This is a genomic window from Aestuariivirga litoralis (genome assembly GCF_003234965.1).
Taxonomy (GTDB): domain Bacteria; phylum Pseudomonadota; class Alphaproteobacteria; order Rhizobiales; family Aestuariivirgaceae; genus Aestuariivirga; species Aestuariivirga litoralis.
Genome location: NZ_QKVK01000007.1, coordinates 233,448 through 251,113 on the forward strand (window position 1 = coordinate 233,448; position 17,666 = coordinate 251,113).

General features: G+C 64.1%; 20 protein-coding genes and 1 tRNA gene. 12 read left to right on the plus strand and 9 right to left on the minus strand.

Annotated features, from left to right (window positions below; all coding sequences use genetic code 11):
* The 3 genes from puhE to DK847_RS15740 are packed head-to-tail and all read left to right on the plus strand — an operon-like array spanning nt 1 to nt 2,506.
* Nucleotides 1-843: a putative photosynthetic complex assembly protein PuhE gene (gene puhE, locus DK847_RS15730; protein WP_111199469.1), complete on the plus strand. Its 843-nt coding sequence runs from the start codon at nt 1-3 to the stop codon at nt 841-843.
* Nucleotides 833-2,044 (plus strand): 5-aminolevulinate synthase, encoded by a 1,212-nt coding sequence (hemA, locus tag DK847_RS15735; RefSeq protein WP_111199470.1) that lies wholly within the window; start codon nt 833-835, stop codon nt 2,042-2,044. The genes puhE and hemA overlap by 11 nt, the downstream gene beginning before the upstream one ends.
* A gap of 54 nt (nt 2,045-2,098) precedes the next feature.
* Nucleotides 2,099-2,506, plus strand: a complete 408-nt coding sequence (locus DK847_RS15740) for a DUF2177 family protein (RefSeq protein WP_161957314.1) — start codon at nt 2,099-2,101, stop codon at nt 2,504-2,506.
* Between the two features lie 71 nt (nt 2,507-2,577).
* Here the strand turns inward: DK847_RS15740 and DK847_RS15745 are convergent, their stop codons facing one another.
* Genes DK847_RS15745 through DK847_RS15755 form a run of 4 tightly spaced genes read right to left on the minus strand, consistent with a single transcriptional unit; the run spans nt 2,578 to nt 5,483 of the window.
* The gene (locus tag DK847_RS15745) at nt 2,578-2,961 is read right to left on the minus strand and encodes a c-type cytochrome (protein ID WP_161957315.1); all 384 of its coding nucleotides are present in this window, start codon (nt 2,959-2,961) and stop codon (nt 2,578-2,580) included.
* Complete coding sequence (locus tag DK847_RS21150) at nt 2,958-3,191, minus strand: TackOD1 domain-containing metal-binding protein (RefSeq protein WP_425358696.1); 234 nt, start codon at nt 3,189-3,191, stop codon at nt 2,958-2,960. The genes DK847_RS15745 and DK847_RS21150 overlap by 4 nt, the downstream gene beginning before the upstream one ends.
* The gene (locus DK847_RS15750; RefSeq protein ID WP_161957317.1) at nt 3,188-4,234 is read right to left on the minus strand and encodes an HlyD family secretion protein; all 1,047 of its coding nucleotides are present in this window, start codon (nt 4,232-4,234) and stop codon (nt 3,188-3,190) included. The genes DK847_RS21150 and DK847_RS15750 overlap by 4 nt, the downstream gene beginning before the upstream one ends.
* On the minus strand, nt 4,215-5,483 hold the full coding sequence (locus DK847_RS15755) for a glycosyltransferase family 2 protein (RefSeq protein WP_111199474.1): 1,269 nt from the start codon (nt 5,481-5,483) through the stop codon (nt 4,215-4,217). Before DK847_RS15755 ends, DK847_RS15750 begins: the two co-directional genes overlap by 20 nt.
* A gap of 208 nt (nt 5,484-5,691) precedes the next feature.
* On the opposite strand from DK847_RS15755, the gene DK847_RS15760 reads away from it, so the two are divergent.
* The 4 genes from DK847_RS15760 to DK847_RS15775 are packed head-to-tail and all read left to right on the plus strand — an operon-like array spanning nt 5,692 to nt 8,284.
* Entirely contained in the window at nt 5,692-6,039 is a 348-nt protein-coding gene (locus DK847_RS15760) for a Lin0512 family protein (protein ID WP_111199475.1), read from the plus strand.
* Complete coding sequence (locus DK847_RS15765) at nt 6,039-6,392, plus strand: Lin0512 family protein (RefSeq protein WP_111199476.1); 354 nt, start codon at nt 6,039-6,041, stop codon at nt 6,390-6,392. Before DK847_RS15760 ends, DK847_RS15765 begins: the two co-directional genes overlap by 1 nt.
* A 45-nt stretch (nt 6,393-6,437) precedes the next feature.
* Nucleotides 6,438-7,556 carry an o-succinylbenzoate synthase gene (menC, locus tag DK847_RS15770; RefSeq protein WP_245414633.1) on the plus strand — a complete coding sequence of 373 codons (1,119 nt, stop codon included), beginning with the start codon at nt 6,438-6,440 and terminating at the stop codon, nt 7,554-7,556.
* Nucleotides 7,553-8,284 carry a GNAT family N-acetyltransferase gene (locus DK847_RS15775; RefSeq protein ID WP_111199478.1) on the plus strand — a complete coding sequence of 244 codons (732 nt, stop codon included), beginning with the start codon at nt 7,553-7,555 and terminating at the stop codon, nt 8,282-8,284. Before menC ends, DK847_RS15775 begins: the two co-directional genes overlap by 4 nt.
* Here the strand turns inward: DK847_RS15775 and DK847_RS15780 are convergent.
* The gene (locus tag DK847_RS15780; protein ID WP_111199479.1) at nt 8,253-9,053 is read right to left on the minus strand and encodes a cytochrome c; all 801 of its coding nucleotides are present in this window, start codon (nt 9,051-9,053) and stop codon (nt 8,253-8,255) included. The two genes, DK847_RS15775 and DK847_RS15780, sit on opposite strands and share 32 nt — an antisense overlap.
* 160 nt (nt 9,054-9,213) lie before the next feature.
* Here DK847_RS15780 and DK847_RS15785 point away from each other — a divergent pair, with 160 nt between their 5' ends.
* Nucleotides 9,214-9,645 (plus strand): hypothetical protein, encoded by a 432-nt coding sequence (locus DK847_RS15785; RefSeq protein WP_111199480.1) that lies wholly within the window; start codon nt 9,214-9,216, stop codon nt 9,643-9,645.
* Nucleotides 9,646-9,768: 123 nt separating this feature from the next.
* Nucleotides 9,769-11,196: a GNAT family N-acetyltransferase gene (locus DK847_RS15790; RefSeq protein ID WP_111199481.1), complete on the plus strand. Its 1,428-nt coding sequence runs from the start codon at nt 9,769-9,771 to the stop codon at nt 11,194-11,196.
* Nucleotides 11,197-11,203: 7 nt separating this feature from the next.
* Here DK847_RS15790 and DK847_RS15795 read toward each other — a convergent pair whose 3' ends face one another.
* From DK847_RS15795 to DK847_RS15805, 3 genes are all read right to left on the minus strand, one after another.
* Entirely contained in the window at nt 11,204-12,079 is an 876-nt protein-coding gene (locus DK847_RS15795; protein ID WP_245414638.1) for a WlaTC/HtrL family glycosyltransferase, read from the minus strand.
* Nucleotides 12,080-12,144: 65 nt separating this feature from the next.
* On the minus strand, nt 12,145-13,764 hold the full coding sequence (locus DK847_RS15800) for a glucosamine inositolphosphorylceramide transferase family protein (protein WP_146256153.1): 1,620 nt from the start codon (nt 13,762-13,764) through the stop codon (nt 12,145-12,147).
* A 131-nt stretch (nt 13,765-13,895) separates the two neighbouring features.
* Nucleotides 13,896-13,971 (minus strand) — tRNA-Ile (locus DK847_RS15805).
* 54 nt (nt 13,972-14,025) lie between these two features.
* On the opposite strand from DK847_RS15805, the gene DK847_RS15810 reads away from it, so the two are divergent.
* Genes DK847_RS15810 through DK847_RS15820 form a run of 3 tightly spaced genes read left to right on the plus strand, consistent with a single transcriptional unit; the run spans nt 14,026 to nt 17,214 of the window.
* Nucleotides 14,026-15,480, plus strand: coding sequence for an AMP nucleosidase (locus DK847_RS15810; protein ID WP_111199484.1), 1,455 nt, complete (start codon nt 14,026-14,028; stop codon nt 15,478-15,480).
* Nucleotides 15,481-15,536: 56 nt separating this feature from the next.
* Nucleotides 15,537-16,250 carry an SIMPL domain-containing protein gene (locus tag DK847_RS15815; RefSeq protein WP_161957319.1) on the plus strand — a complete coding sequence of 238 codons (714 nt, stop codon included), beginning with the start codon at nt 15,537-15,539 and terminating at the stop codon, nt 16,248-16,250.
* 40 nt (nt 16,251-16,290) lie between these two features.
* The gene (locus DK847_RS15820) at nt 16,291-17,214 is read left to right on the plus strand and encodes a hypothetical protein (RefSeq protein WP_111199486.1); all 924 of its coding nucleotides are present in this window, start codon (nt 16,291-16,293) and stop codon (nt 17,212-17,214) included.
* On the opposite strand, the gene DK847_RS15825 is transcribed toward DK847_RS15820, so the two are convergent.
* Nucleotides 17,211-17,594, minus strand: coding sequence for a hypothetical protein (locus DK847_RS15825; protein WP_111199487.1), 384 nt, complete (start codon nt 17,592-17,594; stop codon nt 17,211-17,213). The two genes, DK847_RS15820 and DK847_RS15825, sit on opposite strands and share 4 nt — an antisense overlap.
* Between the last annotated feature and the right edge of the window lie 72 nt (nt 17,595-17,666).

A 17,666-nucleotide genomic window follows, 5' to 3' on the forward strand; every position in this document is an offset into this window, starting at 1 on the left:
ATGGATTACGCGCTGCCCATCGCCTATGCCCTGCTCCTCTGGTGGTTCGCCACCGGCGTGATCTTCTATCTCGATCAGCTGCCGGTCCGGACCTTCAAGTGGAGCATGGCGGGCGGCACGGCGGTGCTCGCGGCCGCACTCTGGGTGATCTGGGCCGAGCGGGACGATCCCTCGCTCCTCTCGGTCTATGCCTCCTTCACCGCCGGCGTGCTGGCCTGGGGCTGGCAGGAGTTGAGCCTTTACACGGGCTACGTGACCGGCCCCCGCAAGCAGTCCTGCCCGGCGGGATGTGCCGGCTGGCGGCATTTCGGCCACGCGCTGGGGGTGAACCTGTGGCACGAGATCGCCATCGTGGCGGTGGCGCTGGCCATCTGGGGGCTCTGTGGAGAAGCTGTGAACAACTGGGGCCTCTGGGCCTATCTCCTGCTGTGGGCCATGCACCTCTCCGCCCGGCTCAACGTGTTCCTGGGCGTGCGCAACGTCTCGGAGGAGTTCGTGCCGGCCCACATGGCGGTGCTGAAGAGCTTCCTCACCCGCAAGTCCATGAATTTGCTGTTCCCTTTTTCGATCACCGCGGCCACCGTCGGGGCCGTGCTGCTGTTCCAGAAGGCCTATGCGGCCGATCTGGCGGCCGAGCGCGCCGGCTGGTCGCTGCTCGCCGCGCTGGCGGCGCTCGCCCTGTTCGAGCACTGGATGCTGATGCTGCCGGTGCCTGTGGAAAAGCTGTGGAAATGGAGCCTGCCCCGCCGCCAGGACGCGGCGAAATCGCGCAATTCCATATCGCCCAGGTTTGACTATACACCCCTCAAAGCCGCCCTCCGGAGTGCCCCCGATGGATTATGAAAGCTTCTTCCAGACCGAACTCGACGCGCTGAAGACCGAAGGCCGTTACCGCGTTTTTGCCGATCTCGAGCGCAAGGCGGGCAATTTTCCCAAGGCCACGCATCATGGGCCCGAGCAGAAGGAGATCACCGTTTGGTGCTCCAACGACTATCTCGGCATGGGCCAGAACCCCTCCGTCATCGCGGCGATGCATGAGGCGCTGGACCGCTGCGGCGCGGGTGCTGGCGGCACGCGCAACATCTCGGGCACCAATCACTACCACGTCGAACTGGAGCGCGAGCTCGCCGACCTTCATGGCAAGGAAGGCGCACTTCTTTTCACGTCGGGCTACGTCTCCAACTGGGCGGCGCTGGGCACGCTGGCCAGCTGCATCCCGGGTTGCATCGTGTTCTCGGATGCGGGCAACCATGCCTCGATGATCGAGGGCATCCGCCACAGCCGGGCCGAGCGCCACGTCTTCAGGCACAATGACCTCCACGACCTCGAGCGCCTGCTGAAGGCCGCCGATCCGTCGCGGCCGAAGCTGATCGCCTTCGAGTCCGTCTATTCGATGGATGGCGACATCGGCCCGATCAAGGAGATCTGCGATCTCGCCGACAAGTATGGCGCCATGACCTATCTCGACGAGGTCCACGCCGTGGGCATGTATGGCCCGCGCGGCGGCGGCATTGCCGAGCGCGAGGGGCTGATGGACCGGATCACCGTCATCGAGGGCACGCTGGGCAAGGCCTTCGGCGTGGTGGGCGGCTATATCACCGGCTCGGCCGCCCTGTGCGACTTCGTGCGCAGCTTCGCCTCGGGCTTCATCTTCACCACCGCCCTGCCGCCCCATTGCGCAGCGGGCGCCGCGGCCTCGATCCGCCACCTCAAGACCTCCCAGTTCGAGCGCATGCGCCACAAGGACCGGGTGGCGAAGCTGCGGAAGAAGCTGGACCAGGCCGGCGTTCCCTACATGGCCAACACCAGCCACATCGTGCCGGTGATGGTGGGCGATGCCAAGAAGTGCAAGTGGATCAGCGACATCCTGCTGGCACAGCACGGCATCTACATCCAGCCGATCAACTATCCCACCGTGCCGCGCGGCACGGAGCGGCTGCGCATCACCCCCACGCCCCTTCACAGCGATGCCGACATCGACCACCTGGTGACGGCACTTTCCGAGCTGTGGTCGCAGTGCGCCCTCGCAAGGGCGGTCGCCTGAGGTGATCTTCCTGACCTGCTGTCCGTAGTAAGCACAAATGGACAGGAGAGCGACTTGACACAGTGGATCATTCTCTGGATCGCCGCGGCGGTCTTGTTCCTCGTGATCGACATGGTCTGGCTCCTGTGGCTGGGCCGCAGCTTCTACGTGACCGAAATCGGCGAGCTGCTGCGCCAGCCGCCCAATTTCGCAGCGGCCGGGGCCTTCTACATCCTGTATGTGACCGGCCTGATGGTGATGGTGGTGTGGCCCGCCGTTCAGGGCGGTTCGGTCAGCCAGGCCGTGCTCTACGGCGCGATCCTCGGGCTGGTGGCCTACGGGACCTATGACCTGACCAATCTGGCGGTGATGAAGGGTTTCACGACGAAGATCGCGGTCATCGACATGATCTGGGGCACGGTGCTGACCGGGGCGGTGTCCGGCCTGACCGCGGCGATCGGGGTGCGGCTTCTGGGCAGGTAAGCTCCCTGCGAATGCAGCTGGGACTCGATGCGAACCGACGTCAACTGGGCTGCGGCCACAGATGCGACGCTTCACTTCTCTTCGAGATACTCGATCAGCAGCGAAATGCTCTCGTCATCCTTCAGGCCCCGGTAGACCTGTGTCGTGCCGATCACCATGGATTTCGGATCCTTGACGAAGCTTCGGAAGTTTTCCGGAGTCCAGACGATACCCGATTGCCGAAGGGCATCAGAGTAGTTGTCGTAGCCGGGGACGGTGCCCGCCTGGCGGCCGATGATGCCGGTCAGCGCAGGGCCAATCCGGTTGCGTGCGCCAGCGCCCGCCTGGTGGCACTTGGCGCATTCCCGAATGAACACCGCCGCGCCCGGCGACACGCCTTGCCCACCCGCTGCAGCGCCTTGCGGACCGGCGAGGATCAGGGCCACCGCGGCAGCGGCAAATGGACCCTTCGTCACGAGAGTGTCTCCTCCAGCCATTCGGCCCCACAACTGGGGCAGCGCCAAGCATATCCCAGAATCTCGTTGTCGCGATCAGAAGCTGTGAACACGATGTCGCACTTTGGGCAGACACTGCCCTGTGGGGATGACTTGAAGTCATACGCCGGCCCAACATAGGCGCAGGGCATGTGATGAAGCACCGGCCACCGTTCGGCATCATGCGCGCCGCATCTGCACGGGGAACTCATTTGCCGGGCCCGAACAACCGACTGGCCATCGCCTCAAGGAGGTCGCTGTAGTTCATGCGCACCGTCACCTGGGCATTGATCGGCAGCTGTCTCTGGCCCGGCATGGGGCGCACGAGCACCACCTGCTGCTGTGGCTTCTCCCGCAGCAAGGACTGGTTGATGCCCGGGGCCTGCTGGGCGATCTGCTGTATTTCATAGACATAGGCGGGAAGGACCTCGGATCCATAATGCACATAGACCTCTTCAGCCACCTGCGGCTCACGCAGGCTGAAGGGCGGAAGGTGCCACAGAATGTAAGCTTCCGAGACATCGTAGATTTCGGCGATGCGGTCTCCCGGCTTGATGACTTCGCCGACATGCACCACGTCCGTTCCGATGATGCCATCGACCTGGGCCTTGACGTGCCCCTCATCGAAGGCAGCCAGCAGCTCATGCTTCCGGATCCTGATGTCGCGGCGGTTGGCTGCGAACAGGTCGAGTTGCTTGCGTACCTCGGCAGCCTCCGCCTCCGCCTGAGCCAGCTGCAGGCCGGCAGCGGAGCGCTCGCGATAGACGTCCATGCGATAGCTGAGGCTGGTTACGCCGGAATTGCCGGGGTCGAGCCGGCTGAAGGCCTCATCTGCAAGCTCGACGTTCTTGCGCAAGAGGTCGACGGTTGCTGCCGACACGCGGAGCCTGATCTTGAGATCGGCCTCCTTCTGGCTCTGCTCCACGAGCAGGCGATCGAGATCATCGACCTCGCGCTCGATCTGCGGAGACTTGAGGGTGGCAATGAGGTCGCCCTTCTCCACGGCCACGCCTGAAGCCACATTCATGTGCACGACCTGTGAAAGATAGGCCGTTGAAACGTCGTAAACGGGCGCCGTGACGGTGCCGGCGCCCTCGAGGAAGAGGAACTCGCGCCCGAAATACCACGCGAAGTAGGACGCGACCGCAAGAACGCCGGCTCCATAGACCAGTCGCACCAGCAAGCCGCTGCGCGCGCGCCGTGCCCGCACGGGATGAGGTGCAAGCGGCAGCGACCTATCCATCGGCATGCGCATAAAGCGCCTCCCGCACCCGCTTCGGCACGAAGTCATCACGCTGCGAAGACGCCAGGAACACTTCCGTCACGAAGGCGTAGAAGCGCACGACCCGCAGGATGATGCCCTGATACACGGGCAGGCCGAACAGGGCCAACCCGTCGAAGGCCGTGAGCCGCACACCGCTGGCAATGACGATGATGGCGATGTTCAGTGCATAGAACCCGAACAGATAGATATAGAGACCAGCCAGGAAATAGAGGGTGTCGCCGCCGAACAGCGACAGCACGTAAACAATATAGAACGGCAGGAGAACCGACGGATAGAATTCGAAGATCATGAAATCCAGCCGCTGCAGCGTGTCACCAAGGCGTTCCGCGGAAAGGCGGCGAGCGCCCTGCCCGTACATGAAGAGACGGATCGACACGGCATCCCTGTCCCACCGCAAACGCTGACGCACCAGTCGGGCCAGGGTGGCCGGCACCCGGGTGGTCGCATTCGCGGCGGGAACGAAGCGAACATCATGGCCGAGGCGGCGCAGCCGCAGGGTTATCTCGAGATCCTCTCCCGGCCCCACGCTCATTCCGCCAGCAGCGAGAAACATGTTCCGGCGAAACAGCGAAAACGCCCCGGAGCAACAGGCGACGGAGTCAAAGATATCGAGAAACGAGCGGCCGACCGTAATGGAGGCGAGGTATTCCAGACCCTGGAAGGCCGTCCAGAGGCTTTCGTCCGCATTGCGGACACGGATGTTTCCGCTCGCTGCGGCGACCCGGGACTCAGAAAACGCAGAAGCGAGCATGGCCAGCGCGTCTGGCCCTTCGAGCACCGTATCGCTGTCGATCACCGCGAGAAGTTCACCAGATGAAAACCGCGCCGCATGATTGATCGCCGCACTCTTTCCAGTTCGCTGCCGGTGATGAATCACCTGGCTCACGAGGCCCCGGTCCATCAGCACGCGCGCCATGCCCAGAGTGCCGTCGGTCGAGCCATCGTCGACCACGATGACTTCCTGCACGCGTGCCGACTGCGTGCGAAGTGACAACACGGTGCTTGCGAGACCACCTTCCCCGTTGAAGACGGGGATCACGACACTGATGGAGACCGTGGTATCCAGCCTGCGCTCGCGTCTCCATCCGAACATTGCGATGGCAAGCGTCGACATCAGATAGCGGGGAACCTCGAAGACGAGAACCGACAGCAGCGCCAGGATCGGCCCACCAAAGTGCACGACGGCGATGCTCTCTTCTATTGCGTTAAAGAGTTCCATGACCCTAGCCGAGACATGCTGGAGTTGTAGCCGATTTCACACAGATAACTATACAAATCCACACTGTAAGTTGCTTTCGCCTGAACCTGCGACCTGTGCGGAGGTTGCTGCTGGCGCTGCAACTATTGGTTGGCGCGCCACATCGGGCAGATTGACGGCGCCCTCACCAAGGGTGTTCTACTCCGGCTTTCAAGGAAGGGCCTCTCGCATGGCTTTGAAGCGGATGATCGTCGAACTCGGCATGGGAACGGACCTGCGCGGTTCCGACTACACCAAGGCCGCGGTACGGGCGCTGAAGGACGCGCTGTGGCACAACTCGCTGACCATCGCCCCGGCGCTCGGCAAGGCGCCGGAAGACATGCATGTGAGGGTTCTGGTCGGCGTGCCGAAGCCGACCCTCGTCGACAGGGCGGCCGTCGCCGCGGTGCTGCCCTATGGCACGCGCGAGGTTGACGTGGTGGAGGGCGGGCTGGAAATCATGAACGATGACGGCACCAACCTCACCGTCATCGCCAACGTGGCAGCGGTGGTCTACCTGAACGTGGAGAATGCCTGATGGCGTTGAAGCGCATCATCCTGGAGATGGGCCATGGCAATGACATGCATGGGGGTGACTATACCAAGGCGGCGCTGCGCGCAGTGGAGGACTGCATCCATCATTCCTCGCTGAGCTTCCTGCAGACCCTGAGGATCGACCCCGCTGCCCTTGAGATCGAGGTCACCATCGGCGTGCAGAAACCGGAGATGGTGGACGCCGCCAGGGTGGCGGCCAGCCTGCCGGCAGGGACGGCACGCGTGCGGGTGGTGAAGGGAGGCCTGGATGTGCCGGATGAGGAGCGCGGCGGCGCGTCCGTCATCGCCGCCGCGGCGGTTGCCGTCCGGCTTGACGAACGCCACTTAAGGGCTTGAAACAATCCGGCAGTCTCCATAAGCCCTTGGGGCATGGAGACTGCCATGACCGCTTCGCCCCTGACGATCGACAGCGCCGAGCTTCGCCTGGTGCGGCTGCCGCTGCTCTCGCCATTCACCATCGCCACCGGCACCATGTACGAGAAGCTGTTTCCGCTGCTCACGCTGCGGGCAAACGGTGTGGAGGGTTACGCGGAGGGGGTGATGGACCCCCTGCCCGACTATCTCGACGAAACCATCGCGGGCTCGATGATGCTGCTGCGCGACGTCCTGATCCCGCAGCTGGTGGGCAGGAGCTTCGAGAACCCTGCGGCGGTGGAAAGCCTGCTCACCCCCTGGCGCGGGCACTACATGGCCCGGGCCATGGTGGAAATGGCATTCTGGGACCTCTTTGCCAAGTCGCTGCGGCTTCCGCTGAAGACGCTGCTGGGTGGCGAGCGCAACGCCATCGACGTGGGCGTGTCACTGGGCATCGGGCCGGTCGGCAACACCATCGAACGCGCGCAGAAGCATCTCGAGCTCGGATACAAGCGGATCAAGCTGAAAATCATGCCCGGGCACGACGTCAAGCTCGTCGAGGCCGTGCGAAAGGCGATGCCGGACGCGCATCTCACCGTCGACGCCAACAGCGCCTATACCCTTGCCGACATGGACATCATGATGGCGCTCGACGACTTCAATCTGGACTATATCGAGCAGCCACTGGCCTGGGACGACATCCATGATCATGCGGCCCTCCAGCCGCGCCTGAAGACGGCGATCTGCCTCGACGAATGCATCCGTTCGGCACAGGACGCCCGCAAGGCCCTGGCCAGCGGCGCGGCGCGGGTCATCAACATCAAGGTCGGGCGTGTGGGCGGTTATCTCGAGTCCCGCCGCATCCATGACATCTGCGCGGCCTGGACCTTGCCCGTGTGGTGCGGCGGCATGCTGGAATCCGGCATCGGCCGCGCCCACAACATTCACCTGTCCACCCTGGCGAATTTCCGCAAGCCCGGCGATACGTCGAGTTCCAGCCGTTACTTCGCCAAGGACATCGTCAACGAGGCGCTGGAAGCCGTGGACGGCCGGATGCCCGTGCCGCAGGGACCCGGCATCGGCGTCACCCTCGACCGGCCATTCCTTGACTCCGTCACGGTGTCCACGGAGCACTTCCCGGCATGATCATTCGCGATCTTTCAGGCATGGCGGAATTCTTCAAGGCCGAGCAGCTGCAGCGCGACGTGTGGGGCGCTGACGACACGGAGGACCCTGCCGACCTGATGATGGTGCTGCAGCACGAGGGCGGCCTCGTCGCGGGCGCCTTCGATGAGGACAGGCTGGTGGGTTACGTCTTCGGCTTTCCGACGCGCGACCCCCATGTGCAGCATTCGCACCGGCTTGCAGTGCACCCGGATGCCCGCGGCCGAAGCCTGGCGCTCCGCCTCAAGCGCTACCAGCGCGAGTGGTGCCTGGCGCGGGGAATCTCCATCGTGAGATGGACCTACGACCCCCTGCGTCACACCAACGCGCACCTCAACATCGCACGGCTGGGCGCGGAGGTCTGCACCTACCATCCCGACTATTATGGGGTGATGAAGGGCATCAATGCCGGCCTCCCCTCGGACCGGCTGCGCGCCGACTGGCACCTCGCATCCGAACGCGCTGCCGCGTGCGCCGCGTGGGAACCCGGCATGCCGAGACTGCCCCTGCCGGCCGGCGCGGAACGTGTCGAGATCCTGCCGGACCTCGATCGCATGCTGGCTGAGGACTATGAAGCCGCCCTCGCCGCGCGCCTGCGCGTGCGCGCGCAACTGACCCGGCTGTTTGGCGAAGGATATGTCATCCGCCACTATGACGCCGCCGCGGCGGCCTATCTGCTCACTCGGCAGGCGGCACCAGCGGAACATTGACGAGATAGTCGTAGATCGCCTGCGCCGCCTCCAGGCGGCGAGCCTCCGGCCACTCTGGCGGCAGGCCCGGCATGGTGGTATCCGGCTTGACGCTGCGGGGTGACAGGACCCATCTCAGGAAGTCCTGCGGCGGCTTCTGTCTCACCACCACGGGCAGGTCGATGGCAAGCTTGTCTCCGCCATAGCCGTTCACCTTGTGGCAGGTGATGCAGTTGACCTGAACGAGCTTGCCGCCTGCGGCGTATCTCCCGTCAAGGCCGCCGGGAAACAGTTGCTCCTCGCCCGCCTCGGCAATTTCCACCTCGCTCACCTGATAGGGCCATATGACCGCTCCATTGTCCCGCAACGAGGGATTCCGGATATTGTCCCACACGAGATACCAGGGCCCGAGCGGAATGTCGGTCTCGTTCTGCAGAGCATTGTCGACTTCGAACGGGCCACCATCGGCCATGGCGAAGGCAAGATAGGCATCCGGCCCCGCGAGCACGGCGGCAGGTATCACCGAGGCATAGCCGTCCAGAGCCTTGAAGCGGATGCTCGTGCCGGGCTGGTTCCAGCCCTCGCCCAGAACCTGTTCCAGCACCAACCGCGCAGGATAGGCGAGGTAGCCGCGTCTGGCGGAGCCGAAGTGCGGTTCGAGCACCGTGACGGTGACGGGTTCGGCAAGCTGCCGCGCCTGCAACTCGGCCGGGGATGGCACCTTGGCAGCAAGTGCCGGCGCAACGAGCAGGAAAAACGACACGAGGGATGCGGCAATCGATATCTTCATGCTGGACTTCCGGGCTGAGGTTTCTCGCCAACATACATCGCAGCACCTCCTCGCCAAAGCCGGTTGCCCGGGCCACTGCGCGCTTCTATGTTGCCGCCATCAACAGCAGGCACTGATGCCACGGCCAGAACGCAGACATGACCGGTTGCCACGGTGGACGATGTTCGCCTCGCTGTTGGCCATGTCGGTTGGACTGGCTCATCCCGCCTCCGCCGAGGTCACGATCTCGCCAGCCGCTTCCGGCTACGACATCGACATCATCGGCCCGGTTTCCTCGACCGAACTCATCGACGTCATTTCCGCCGCCACGGGAGTCGCCGTCAAGAACCGGCCCGAAGACACGACGATCAATACCAACCACCTGCGCAGTACCAGCCTCGACCGTGCCCTGCGCAAGTTGCTGCCCGGAACAGCCTTCACGATTCGCTCTGGCGACGATGGTGCTCCGGCAATGATCATCTTCCTGTCCCCCTCCGCGGCGGCACCCCAGGACGATCCACAAGGTGCGGGAACCGAAGTGCCACCCGACGCCATCTCGCCGGAGCAGGGCGACGTGCCCGACATGGGACAGGAGCCCATCCTCCAGCCGTGAGCATCCGCCGGTGTATGGGGCTTCACCAGCCTCTCAGCGCAAGAATGCGTGTTCGGGCATGGCGAATGTGCCTAGACTGATGCCCAGCCAAGCAGTTCATCCATGGCAGGAGCAACCTCCGGCATGACGGCCGCATCCAGATCCAGCGAACTCCATCTCACCGTCAGCACCAGCCACGGCGAGCTGCTGCGAAGCTTCATTCGTGAGGCGGCGCTCGCGGATGACGTGCCGCCCCCTGCTGCCGGACTGCTTGCCAATGACGGCCTGGAAGTGTGGAACGCCCTCTGTGCCACTGCCACGGGGCACGAGCATGCCCGGGTGAGCCTCTCACTGTCGCTGAGGGAGGCGCGGCTGCGACTGGCTCTTCCCGGCCATGCCCGCTTCGCTGGTTTGGTGTCGTCTCTCGGCAAACGTTTACCAGAGGGATCCGGACTGTCATGCCGCGAGATTGGCATCGATGGCTGGGAGATCTCACTGCATCGAACGCTCGCTGCAACCGGCCCGGCACAAGCAAGTGCTCCGCTTCAGGCTGATGAATCGCCCGGCGTGCCAATGGCGGATGCTCCTGTGATCGACCTCGCCCAGCGCGCCGATGCGCCGGGCATCGCCCGTTGCTTTCTGTCTGTCTACGGTCATCATTACGTGCATTCCGATGTCTTTTCGCCCAAGCGATACTGGGCGCGCGTCGAAGATGGCGAGTTGATCTCCGTGGTCGCACGCGACCGGCAGGGTGAGATCGTCGGCCACCTGGCGCTTGAGCGCCAACCCGGCGGCGTGGTCGCGGAACGTGGCGAGGCGGTCGTCCTTGCCAGCCATCGCGGCCATCACCTGCTCGAACGGATGACCGACCGCCTGTCAGAGGAGGCGCCAAAGCATGGCCTGGTCGGGGTCTATGCGGAACCCCTCACCATTCACACCTTCTCCCAGCGCAATGATGTGCGGTCCGGCATGCCGATCTGCGCAGTGTTGCTGGGAGCCAATCCGGAGGACTTCCGGCCGAAGGACCTCGCCTGCCCCACCGCAGGCCAGCGACAAACCTATCTTCGCACGTTCCAATTCGTGCAGCCACCGGAAACGCGCAGCCTTCAGGATGCAGGGCCCTACCGTGAGGTGTTGCAGAACATTTACAGGAGTCTGGGCGTCACAGCGATACCTGCTGCTTCGGACGCCGCAGTCGCACCGGACTCGCTCACCGGATTGAGCGTCAACGATCGGGGCTACGGGCTGATCAAGTTCGAGCGCGCCGGACGCCGCTGCGCCATCGAACTGGCCCAGTCGCTGCGGGACGTGCTCTCCCTCGGCGCACGTTCCGTGCAACTTCAGATGCTGGCATCTGACCCCGGCGTGCCCCTTCTGATCGCAGCAGCCAGGCGCCTCGGCTTCTTCTTTTGCGGCCTGGGGCCGGCATTTGCGCAGGGCCAGGACCTCTTGCTGCTGCAATATCTGACGGAGCCGCTCGACACATCGAAACTGCAATTGCTCACCGATGAAACGAAGCAACTCGTGGCCTTCATCGAAGCAGATCGCAAGGCGGTTGCCACGGGCGTCTAGAGCGGGACTAGGGGCCGTCGAGACACTTGAGGATGTAACATCTGTTGTCGAGGAACGGACGGCCCGGCACCAGCGTAAACCATTGCGGGTGCTTCAGATAGACGGCCGTCATGATGGCCTGGTCGTCATCCAGGAGATTATTCTCGAAGGACCAGCCGAGTTCCCGCCGAAACGCCTCGCAGAACTTGAGCACGGTTTCGCCGTCACCACCCCAGAGCCCCCCTGCCAGCATGGCATCATGCATCAGGAATATGTTGGCAATATCGCGTCGTTCCGTCACGGACCGGGTCGCGAGAACCATCATCGTCTCGTTCAGCAGATGGTTCTTCTCGGGGTTGGGCCAGGGCCGGTTCATCAGCCCGCGATACAGCAGGCGCCGGTTCATGCCATGTCCGAGCCCGGCATCGATCCAGAAGAAATAGCGCGACTTAAAACGATTGCTGCGTATCGCGCGCGCGACGAACTCGGGCTTGCTGAACATGATCGTGTTGTACAAGGGTTCGCGCAGCTCGATGCGGTCGCTGCGGCGCGCCTTCTCCATGTAGCGCCCTGCGATGATGCGCTGGATGTTGCGGTAATTGGCCGATCGGGAAAGCTCATCCTTCGAGACAGTGATGATCTCCGTCATGTCGCCGAAGCTCTTCCTTGTCTCGCGCACGAAGTCGGCGTTTTCATCTTCGATGAAAACCGTCATGTATTGACGGATGGACAGGATGGACCTCATCCAGTCCCTGTAGCGGTGCGCCGTCCTGCCATCGCCAAAGGCTCCATCGGGCAGCGAAATGAATGCCGTGACGAGAGTGGCCTCGGGATTGACGGGATATCGCCGGGCGTAACCCACCTTGATCGGCCGGAGCGTTTCATGGAGATCCCGGATGCGCATCTTCAAGGTCTCAATGGATCCCGGCATCCGGTCCTGTCCCAAATGGTGGCGCGACGGTCACGACGTCAGCTCCGCGTGTCGAATGCCAGCACGTCGCCCGCACGGGTGACGTGGTGTGAGGGGAAGCCTGCAACGATGCCCGGCAACATGTCGATCGACGTCACGGGTTCCTCATGAAATTCAGTGGGACTCAGGACCGTGATGCGCATCGGCCTGATGCCCTGGCCATAGTGCTTCGGGCTGTCCTGCATCAGGCGTATCAGCGAGCCGTCCGCCTGCCGCCCGATGTAGCCGGCGTTGCGCCCCGTGCCATTCGCCGCATTGCCATACAGCGCCTTCGCATTGACGGGATGCGGCGTGAAACGGCCGGAGAACAGATCATCGGTGAAATGAATCTGCAGATGACGGTTGGGTGAGCCATGGACGGAGGTTATCAGATACCATAGTCCGGCCTCCTGGATGAGCATGCTGTCCACCGCATCAAGTCCGAACAGCAGCCGCCGACGCAGCCGCCAGCGTGCCGGCCAGCTTTCGCAGACAAAGAGGTCGACCGCAAAGCGCTTGTGCGTCTCGGGGATCATGTGGGCCTCGCCCTCGAGATCAAAGACGCATGGAAACGAGGCATGGCTGTCGAGAGCGGCATAGCCCGGGCCCAGCTGCACGGGAGCCTGCGACACCAGCTTCATGCCGTCATCGATTTCAGCGACGGTCAGAAAGCCGCGGTCCTCGCGATAGGTGAACTCCTCCATGAAGAGCCAGAAACGCCCGTGGCGGCGCGTGATGAAGGGGTCCGCAAGGAATCCTCCGCGCGGTCCTGGAACAGGTACCTCGGTGCCATCGCAGACGTTCCGGAGTTTCACGGTGTAATGATCGCCGAACACCGCCCCCTTCCAGCCGTCGATGCGGGTGTCATTGAACAGCCTGGCCTGGTGCCGGAACCGGTGCATGCTTTTCCGCGTGGCAGCGACAAGCCGCTCGGACGGGTCCGTCCATAGCGGACGCCAGTTGGGCACCATGGATCGCGTGTGAAGCATCGGGCTGGGGCGTGCCGATCCGATGTCGACATCCTCTCCCGCCGGTTCAAGTGATCCCGTGAAGACGGCCCTTGCGAGAAGGCCGTTCAGCAGGGCTTCGCAATGTGCCGGGGTGGAGGAGGCCGCTCCGGCGCCAGCCTCGCTCGCCCAGTCCGCCACCAGTTGCCGCCCCACGGGTGAGGCCATGTCGAAGCCCACGGCGTCAGCGGACCAGGCACGCAGGTGGCGGGTCTCGAGCGGCACGTCGAGGCCATCCAGCAGGCCGGCGCTGCAGGTCCGCGCGATCGGCGCCTGTCTGCGCAACCCCCAGAAGCCTTGCTGCGCGGCCGCTTGCACAGCCGGGTCAATGCCGGTCCGGAACAGTGTTCCGCAGTCAAACCAGAACAGCACGTCCGAATGCCCGGCAGCGGCATCCTGCAGCAAGGCAGGCGGCGATGTGCCGTCCCGCGGTGGCGTGCGCAGCACCGCCCAGCCGAAGCGCCGCGAAAGCAGGGCCCTGTCATCCGCTGAAAGACCCAGATCATAAACCGCCCAGTTGGCACGCTTGTCGATCCCGTGGCGGGCCGCAGACAGCAGGAACTGCATGAGCGTCCGGGCCTGAAGATGGTTCGCCGCAGTGACGACGAGCGGGTGAGGGAGCCGCGCCGTCATTCTATCGTCACCGGGCTGGTGAGGGATCTGATCACGCGGTGAACTGCTGGTCCTGAGGGCGCATCGGCTGGGTCTAACAAGGGCCGCCCGAGCTGACAAGCACGGGCCACGGCCCTCGCCCGGCGGCAGGGTGGTGGGCCCACCAGGACTCGAACCTGGAACCAGACGGTTATGAGCCGTCAGCTCTAACCATTGAGCTATGGGCCCCCACGCGAGGGGATGGCTACAGCAATTCGCGCCGCCATGCTATAGGCTGCGGCGATGGAACATGACCTCACGCCGGAAGCCGCTGTCGAGCAGCTCATTCACCTCTACCGCCAGTCGACCACCCGCCTCAAGGACTGCCTTGAGCGCTATTTCGACACCCGCGAGCCCCCCACACTCGAGGAGCGCCGGAGCTTCACCTACCCCGAGCTTCGGGTCGAATACCGCTCCGGCGGGGTCCAGCCGCGAATCGCCCGCGCCTATGCCAAGTTCCAGGGGCCGGGCACCTACGCGACGACCGTCACCCATCCGGAGCATTTCAGCCGCTACCTCATTGAACAGCTGCGCTACCTGGTGAAGGATTACGGCGCCGCGATCTCCGTCCACCCCTCCGATCAGGAGATCCCCTACCCCTATGTGCTGGACCAGGGCGACGACCTTGGACGCAATGGCGTGACCGCCGCCGAGCTGACGCTCCACTTCCCTGCGCCGAAGCTCGCCCAGGTGGGCGACGAGGTGCCGGACGGCGACTGGGCACACAAGCCGGGCCACCCGCTGCCGCTCGCACTGTTCGATGCCGTGCGCGTCGACTATTCCCTGAAGCGGCTGCAGCACTACACCGGCACCAACTGGCGCGCCGTGCAGCCATGGATCCTGCTCACCAACTACCACCGCTATGTCGACCAGTTCGTGAAGTGGGGGTTGGAGCAACTGTCGCGTGACAGCCCGTGGTCGGTGCTCTACCTGCCGGGCGGGGGAAAGATCACCCGCGGCATGGCGCCGGCGGAGGCGGAGGCGATCATTGCCGGCTCGCAGTGGCACCGTTTCCAGATGCCGGCCTATCACCTGTCACGCGGCGACGGGCATGGTGGCGTGACGCTGGTCAACATCGGCGTTGGCCCGTCGAACGCCAAGAACATCACCGATCATCTCGCGGTGCTGAGGCCCCATTGCTGGCTGATGGTCGGCCACTGCGGCGGCCTGCGCCAGAGCCAGCGCATCGGCGACTATGTTCTGGCCCATGGCTATCTCCGCCAGGACCATATTCTGGATGAGCTGGTGCCGCCGGAAATCCCCATTCCGGCCCTGGCCGAAGTCCAGGTGGCGCTGCAGGAGGCAGCCGCACGCGTCACCGGAGAACGTGGCGACGCGCTGAAGGAGCGGCTCCGCACCGGCACGGTCGTCACCAATGACGACCGCAACTGGGAGCTCCGCTGGACCCAGGAGCTCCGCCGCATCAACCTGTCCCGTGCCATCGCGGTCGACATGGAATCCGGCACGCTTGCGGCACAGGGCTATCGCTTCCGGGTTCCCTACGGCACGCTGCTCTGCGTTTCGGACAAGCCGCTGCATGGTGAAATCAAGCTGCCGGGAGCCGCCAATGCCTTCTATGACCGGGCGGTGGGCGAGCACCTGCTCATCGGGCTGGAGACCATCGAGCAGCTGCGTGGCAATGTCGGCCAGCTCCACTCCCGCAAGCTCCGCAGCTTCGACGAACCGCCCTTCCGGTGATGCCCCACTGGCGCCGCAATCTGTGCCCATCCAGTTGCCACCTGAAGGAGAGCATCATGAAGCGCATGAGTTTCGCCACCGCCGCCATCCTGGGCATGCTTGCCGCCGCATCCCCCGCCCTTGCCGAAGGAGGTAAATTGCCCCGCATCATCTCGCTCACCGGCCATGGGGAGGTGCGCAGCGCGCCGGATCTCGCCTATGTCACCTCCGGCGTCGTCAGCCAGGGGGCGACCGCAGCCGAGGCACTGGCCGCCAACACGCAGGCGATGAATGACCTCTTCGCTGCGCTCAAGTCCTCAGGCATCGAGGACAGGGACATCCAGACCTCCAATTTCTCGGTCCAGCCGCGCTACGACTTCCAGAATGGCCAGGCGCCGAAGCTGATGGGATATGACGTCACCAACAACGTCACCGTGACGCTCCGCAAGATTGAGGGCCTTGGCCCCCTGCTCGACAAGCTGGTGCAGAATGGCTCCAACCAGATCAGCGGCATCAGCTTCGATGTCGCCAAGCCCCAGGATGCCATGGACGAAGCCCGCAAGCTTGCCACGGCGGATGCGACCCGCAAGGCCAAGGTCTATGCCGCGGCCATGGGCATCGAACTCGGCCCCGTCATGCAGGTGAGCGAAGGAAGTGCCGCCCAGCCGCCCATGCCAATGGTACGAGGCGCCATGATGAAAGCCGACATGGCTGCGGCGGCTCCCGTGCCGGTAGCAGCCGGCGAGCAGACGATTGCAGTCGACGTCAACGTGATCTGGGAAATCAAGTAACCGACATTGCGGGCCGGCATGGGCATGATAATCTCGGTTCATGCCGGTTCTCGAACGTGACCCGTGGCGCTTGCAGTATTTCGAGCATGTTCCGTGTCCGGAGCATGTCGTCATTCCCACGGATGATCCGGATTGCTGGCTGCTTTCTCCCGCGCATCGCTGGATCTACGACAAGCTGAAGGTGGCGGAAACCCAGGCCCTCTCCGCCGGTCCGCATGGCGTGATGCCGGCATCATTTCCCGTGTTCTCGAAGCCCGTCACCAACCTCAAGGGCATGGGGATCGGCAGCCGCGTGATCCGCTCCGCTGCCGAGATGGAGCACGGCTATGCGCCGGGCCACATGTGGATGCCTTTGCTCGAGGGTGAACACGTCTCCACCGACTGTGCCGTCGAGAATGGCCGTGTTGCCTGGCTTCGGCACGCCACCGGCCTTGCCTGGGACGGTGGCATGTTCCGCTACTGGACGATCCACGCGCAGGCATTTCCCGGTCTCGCGGCGCATCTCGCCGGCTGGGTGGATGCGCATATGGCCGGCTACACCGGCATGATGAATTTCGAGACCATCGGGGGCACCATCATCGAGGCACACCTGCGCTTCGCCGACCAGTGGTGTGACCTCTATGGCGCAGGCTGGGTCGAGGCGCTGGTGCGACTCTATGCCGAGGGCCGGTGGACGTTCGACGACAGCGCCCGCCGTGACGGCTTCTCCATGCCGCTCTTCGCCCACCACGGGCATGGCTTTGCCCACCCGCCAGCCGCGGTTCAGACAGAGATCCGCACCATGCCCGGCGTGAAAAGCCTGCAGGTGACCTTCCATGAGGGAAAGCCGCCGCAGGACCATGCCATGCCGCCGGGTGGCTTCCGCCTTGCGGTGATCAATGCCACGTCGCTCGACGCGGCCCGCGCGGCGCGGCGAAGGCTGGCTGCCGCCTTCGACCCGAGGCTGGTCCTGTCGCAGGACTAGCGCTTGCGGCGGGGCGGGTCGGCGTCCTGCTCGTCGACGTGGAAGCGGTGCAGGATGCGGTGGAACACCGGCGCCAGCATCAGCGACGAGATGCCGATCAGCAGCAGGCCGGAAAAGATCGCATAAAACGACGCGAAGATCTTGCCGCCATCGGTCATCAGCGGCGTGAGCGGGCCCATGCTGGCGAGGATCATCGAGGCATTGGCGAAGGCATCCACCGTCCGCATGTTCTCGAAATAAGTGTAGCCGCAGGTGCCGACGAACAGCGAAACGGATACGAGGCCGAGCGAATAGAGCGCGTTGCGCGTGAGGCGCCCGTAGAATACCGACCGGCTGGCCACCGGCTGGCGTCTGGATTCGAAGCTCAGGAGCTTCCGCATGTGATGTCCTCCACCTGGGGCCTGTGTCGCCTGATTTTTGATCTTCCGCAAGGCGGGAACCCGGGGGCGGGT

Excerpts from the sequence above, each read along its gene's own strand:
- puhE (WP_111199469.1), top strand. The coding sequence starts at position 1 with ATGGATTACGCGCTGCCCATCGCCTATGCCCTGCTCCTCTGGTGGTTC.
- hemA (WP_111199470.1), top strand. The coding sequence starts at position 833 with ATGGATTATGAAAGCTTCTTCCAGACCGAACTCGACGCGCTGAAGACC.
- DK847_RS21150 (WP_425358696.1), bottom strand. The coding sequence starts at position 3,191 with ATGAGTTCCCCGTGCAGATGCGGCGCGCATGATGCCGAACGGTGGCCG.
- DK847_RS15750 (WP_161957317.1), bottom strand. The coding sequence starts at position 4,234 with ATGCGCATGCCGATGGATAGGTCGCTGCCGCTTGCACCTCATCCCGTG.
- DK847_RS15755 (WP_111199474.1), bottom strand. The coding sequence starts at position 5,483 with ATGGAACTCTTTAACGCAATAGAAGAGAGCATCGCCGTCGTGCACTTT.
- DK847_RS15760 (WP_111199475.1), top strand. The coding sequence starts at position 5,692 with ATGGCTTTGAAGCGGATGATCGTCGAACTCGGCATGGGAACGGACCTG.
- DK847_RS15765 (WP_111199476.1), top strand. The coding sequence starts at position 6,039 with ATGGCGTTGAAGCGCATCATCCTGGAGATGGGCCATGGCAATGACATG.
- menC (WP_245414633.1), top strand. The coding sequence starts at position 6,438 with ATGACCGCTTCGCCCCTGACGATCGACAGCGCCGAGCTTCGCCTGGTG.
- DK847_RS15775 (WP_111199478.1), top strand. The coding sequence starts at position 7,553 with ATGATCATTCGCGATCTTTCAGGCATGGCGGAATTCTTCAAGGCCGAG.
- DK847_RS15780 (WP_111199479.1), bottom strand. The coding sequence starts at position 9,053 with ATGAAGATATCGATTGCCGCATCCCTCGTGTCGTTTTTCCTGCTCGTT.
- DK847_RS15785 (WP_111199480.1), top strand. The coding sequence starts at position 9,214 with ATGTTCGCCTCGCTGTTGGCCATGTCGGTTGGACTGGCTCATCCCGCC.
- DK847_RS15790 (WP_111199481.1), top strand. The coding sequence starts at position 9,769 with ATGACGGCCGCATCCAGATCCAGCGAACTCCATCTCACCGTCAGCACC.
- DK847_RS15795 (WP_245414638.1), bottom strand. The coding sequence starts at position 12,079 with ATGCGCATCCGGGATCTCCATGAAACGCTCCGGCCGATCAAGGTGGGT.
- DK847_RS15800 (WP_146256153.1), bottom strand. The coding sequence starts at position 13,764 with ATGACGGCGCGGCTCCCTCACCCGCTCGTCGTCACTGCGGCGAACCAT.
- DK847_RS15810 (WP_111199484.1), top strand. The coding sequence starts at position 14,026 with ATGGAACATGACCTCACGCCGGAAGCCGCTGTCGAGCAGCTCATTCAC.
- DK847_RS15815 (WP_161957319.1), top strand. The coding sequence starts at position 15,537 with ATGAAGCGCATGAGTTTCGCCACCGCCGCCATCCTGGGCATGCTTGCC.
- DK847_RS15820 (WP_111199486.1), top strand. The coding sequence starts at position 16,291 with ATGCCGGTTCTCGAACGTGACCCGTGGCGCTTGCAGTATTTCGAGCAT.
- DK847_RS15825 (WP_111199487.1), bottom strand. The coding sequence starts at position 17,594 with ATGCGGAAGCTCCTGAGCTTCGAATCCAGACGCCAGCCGGTGGCCAGC.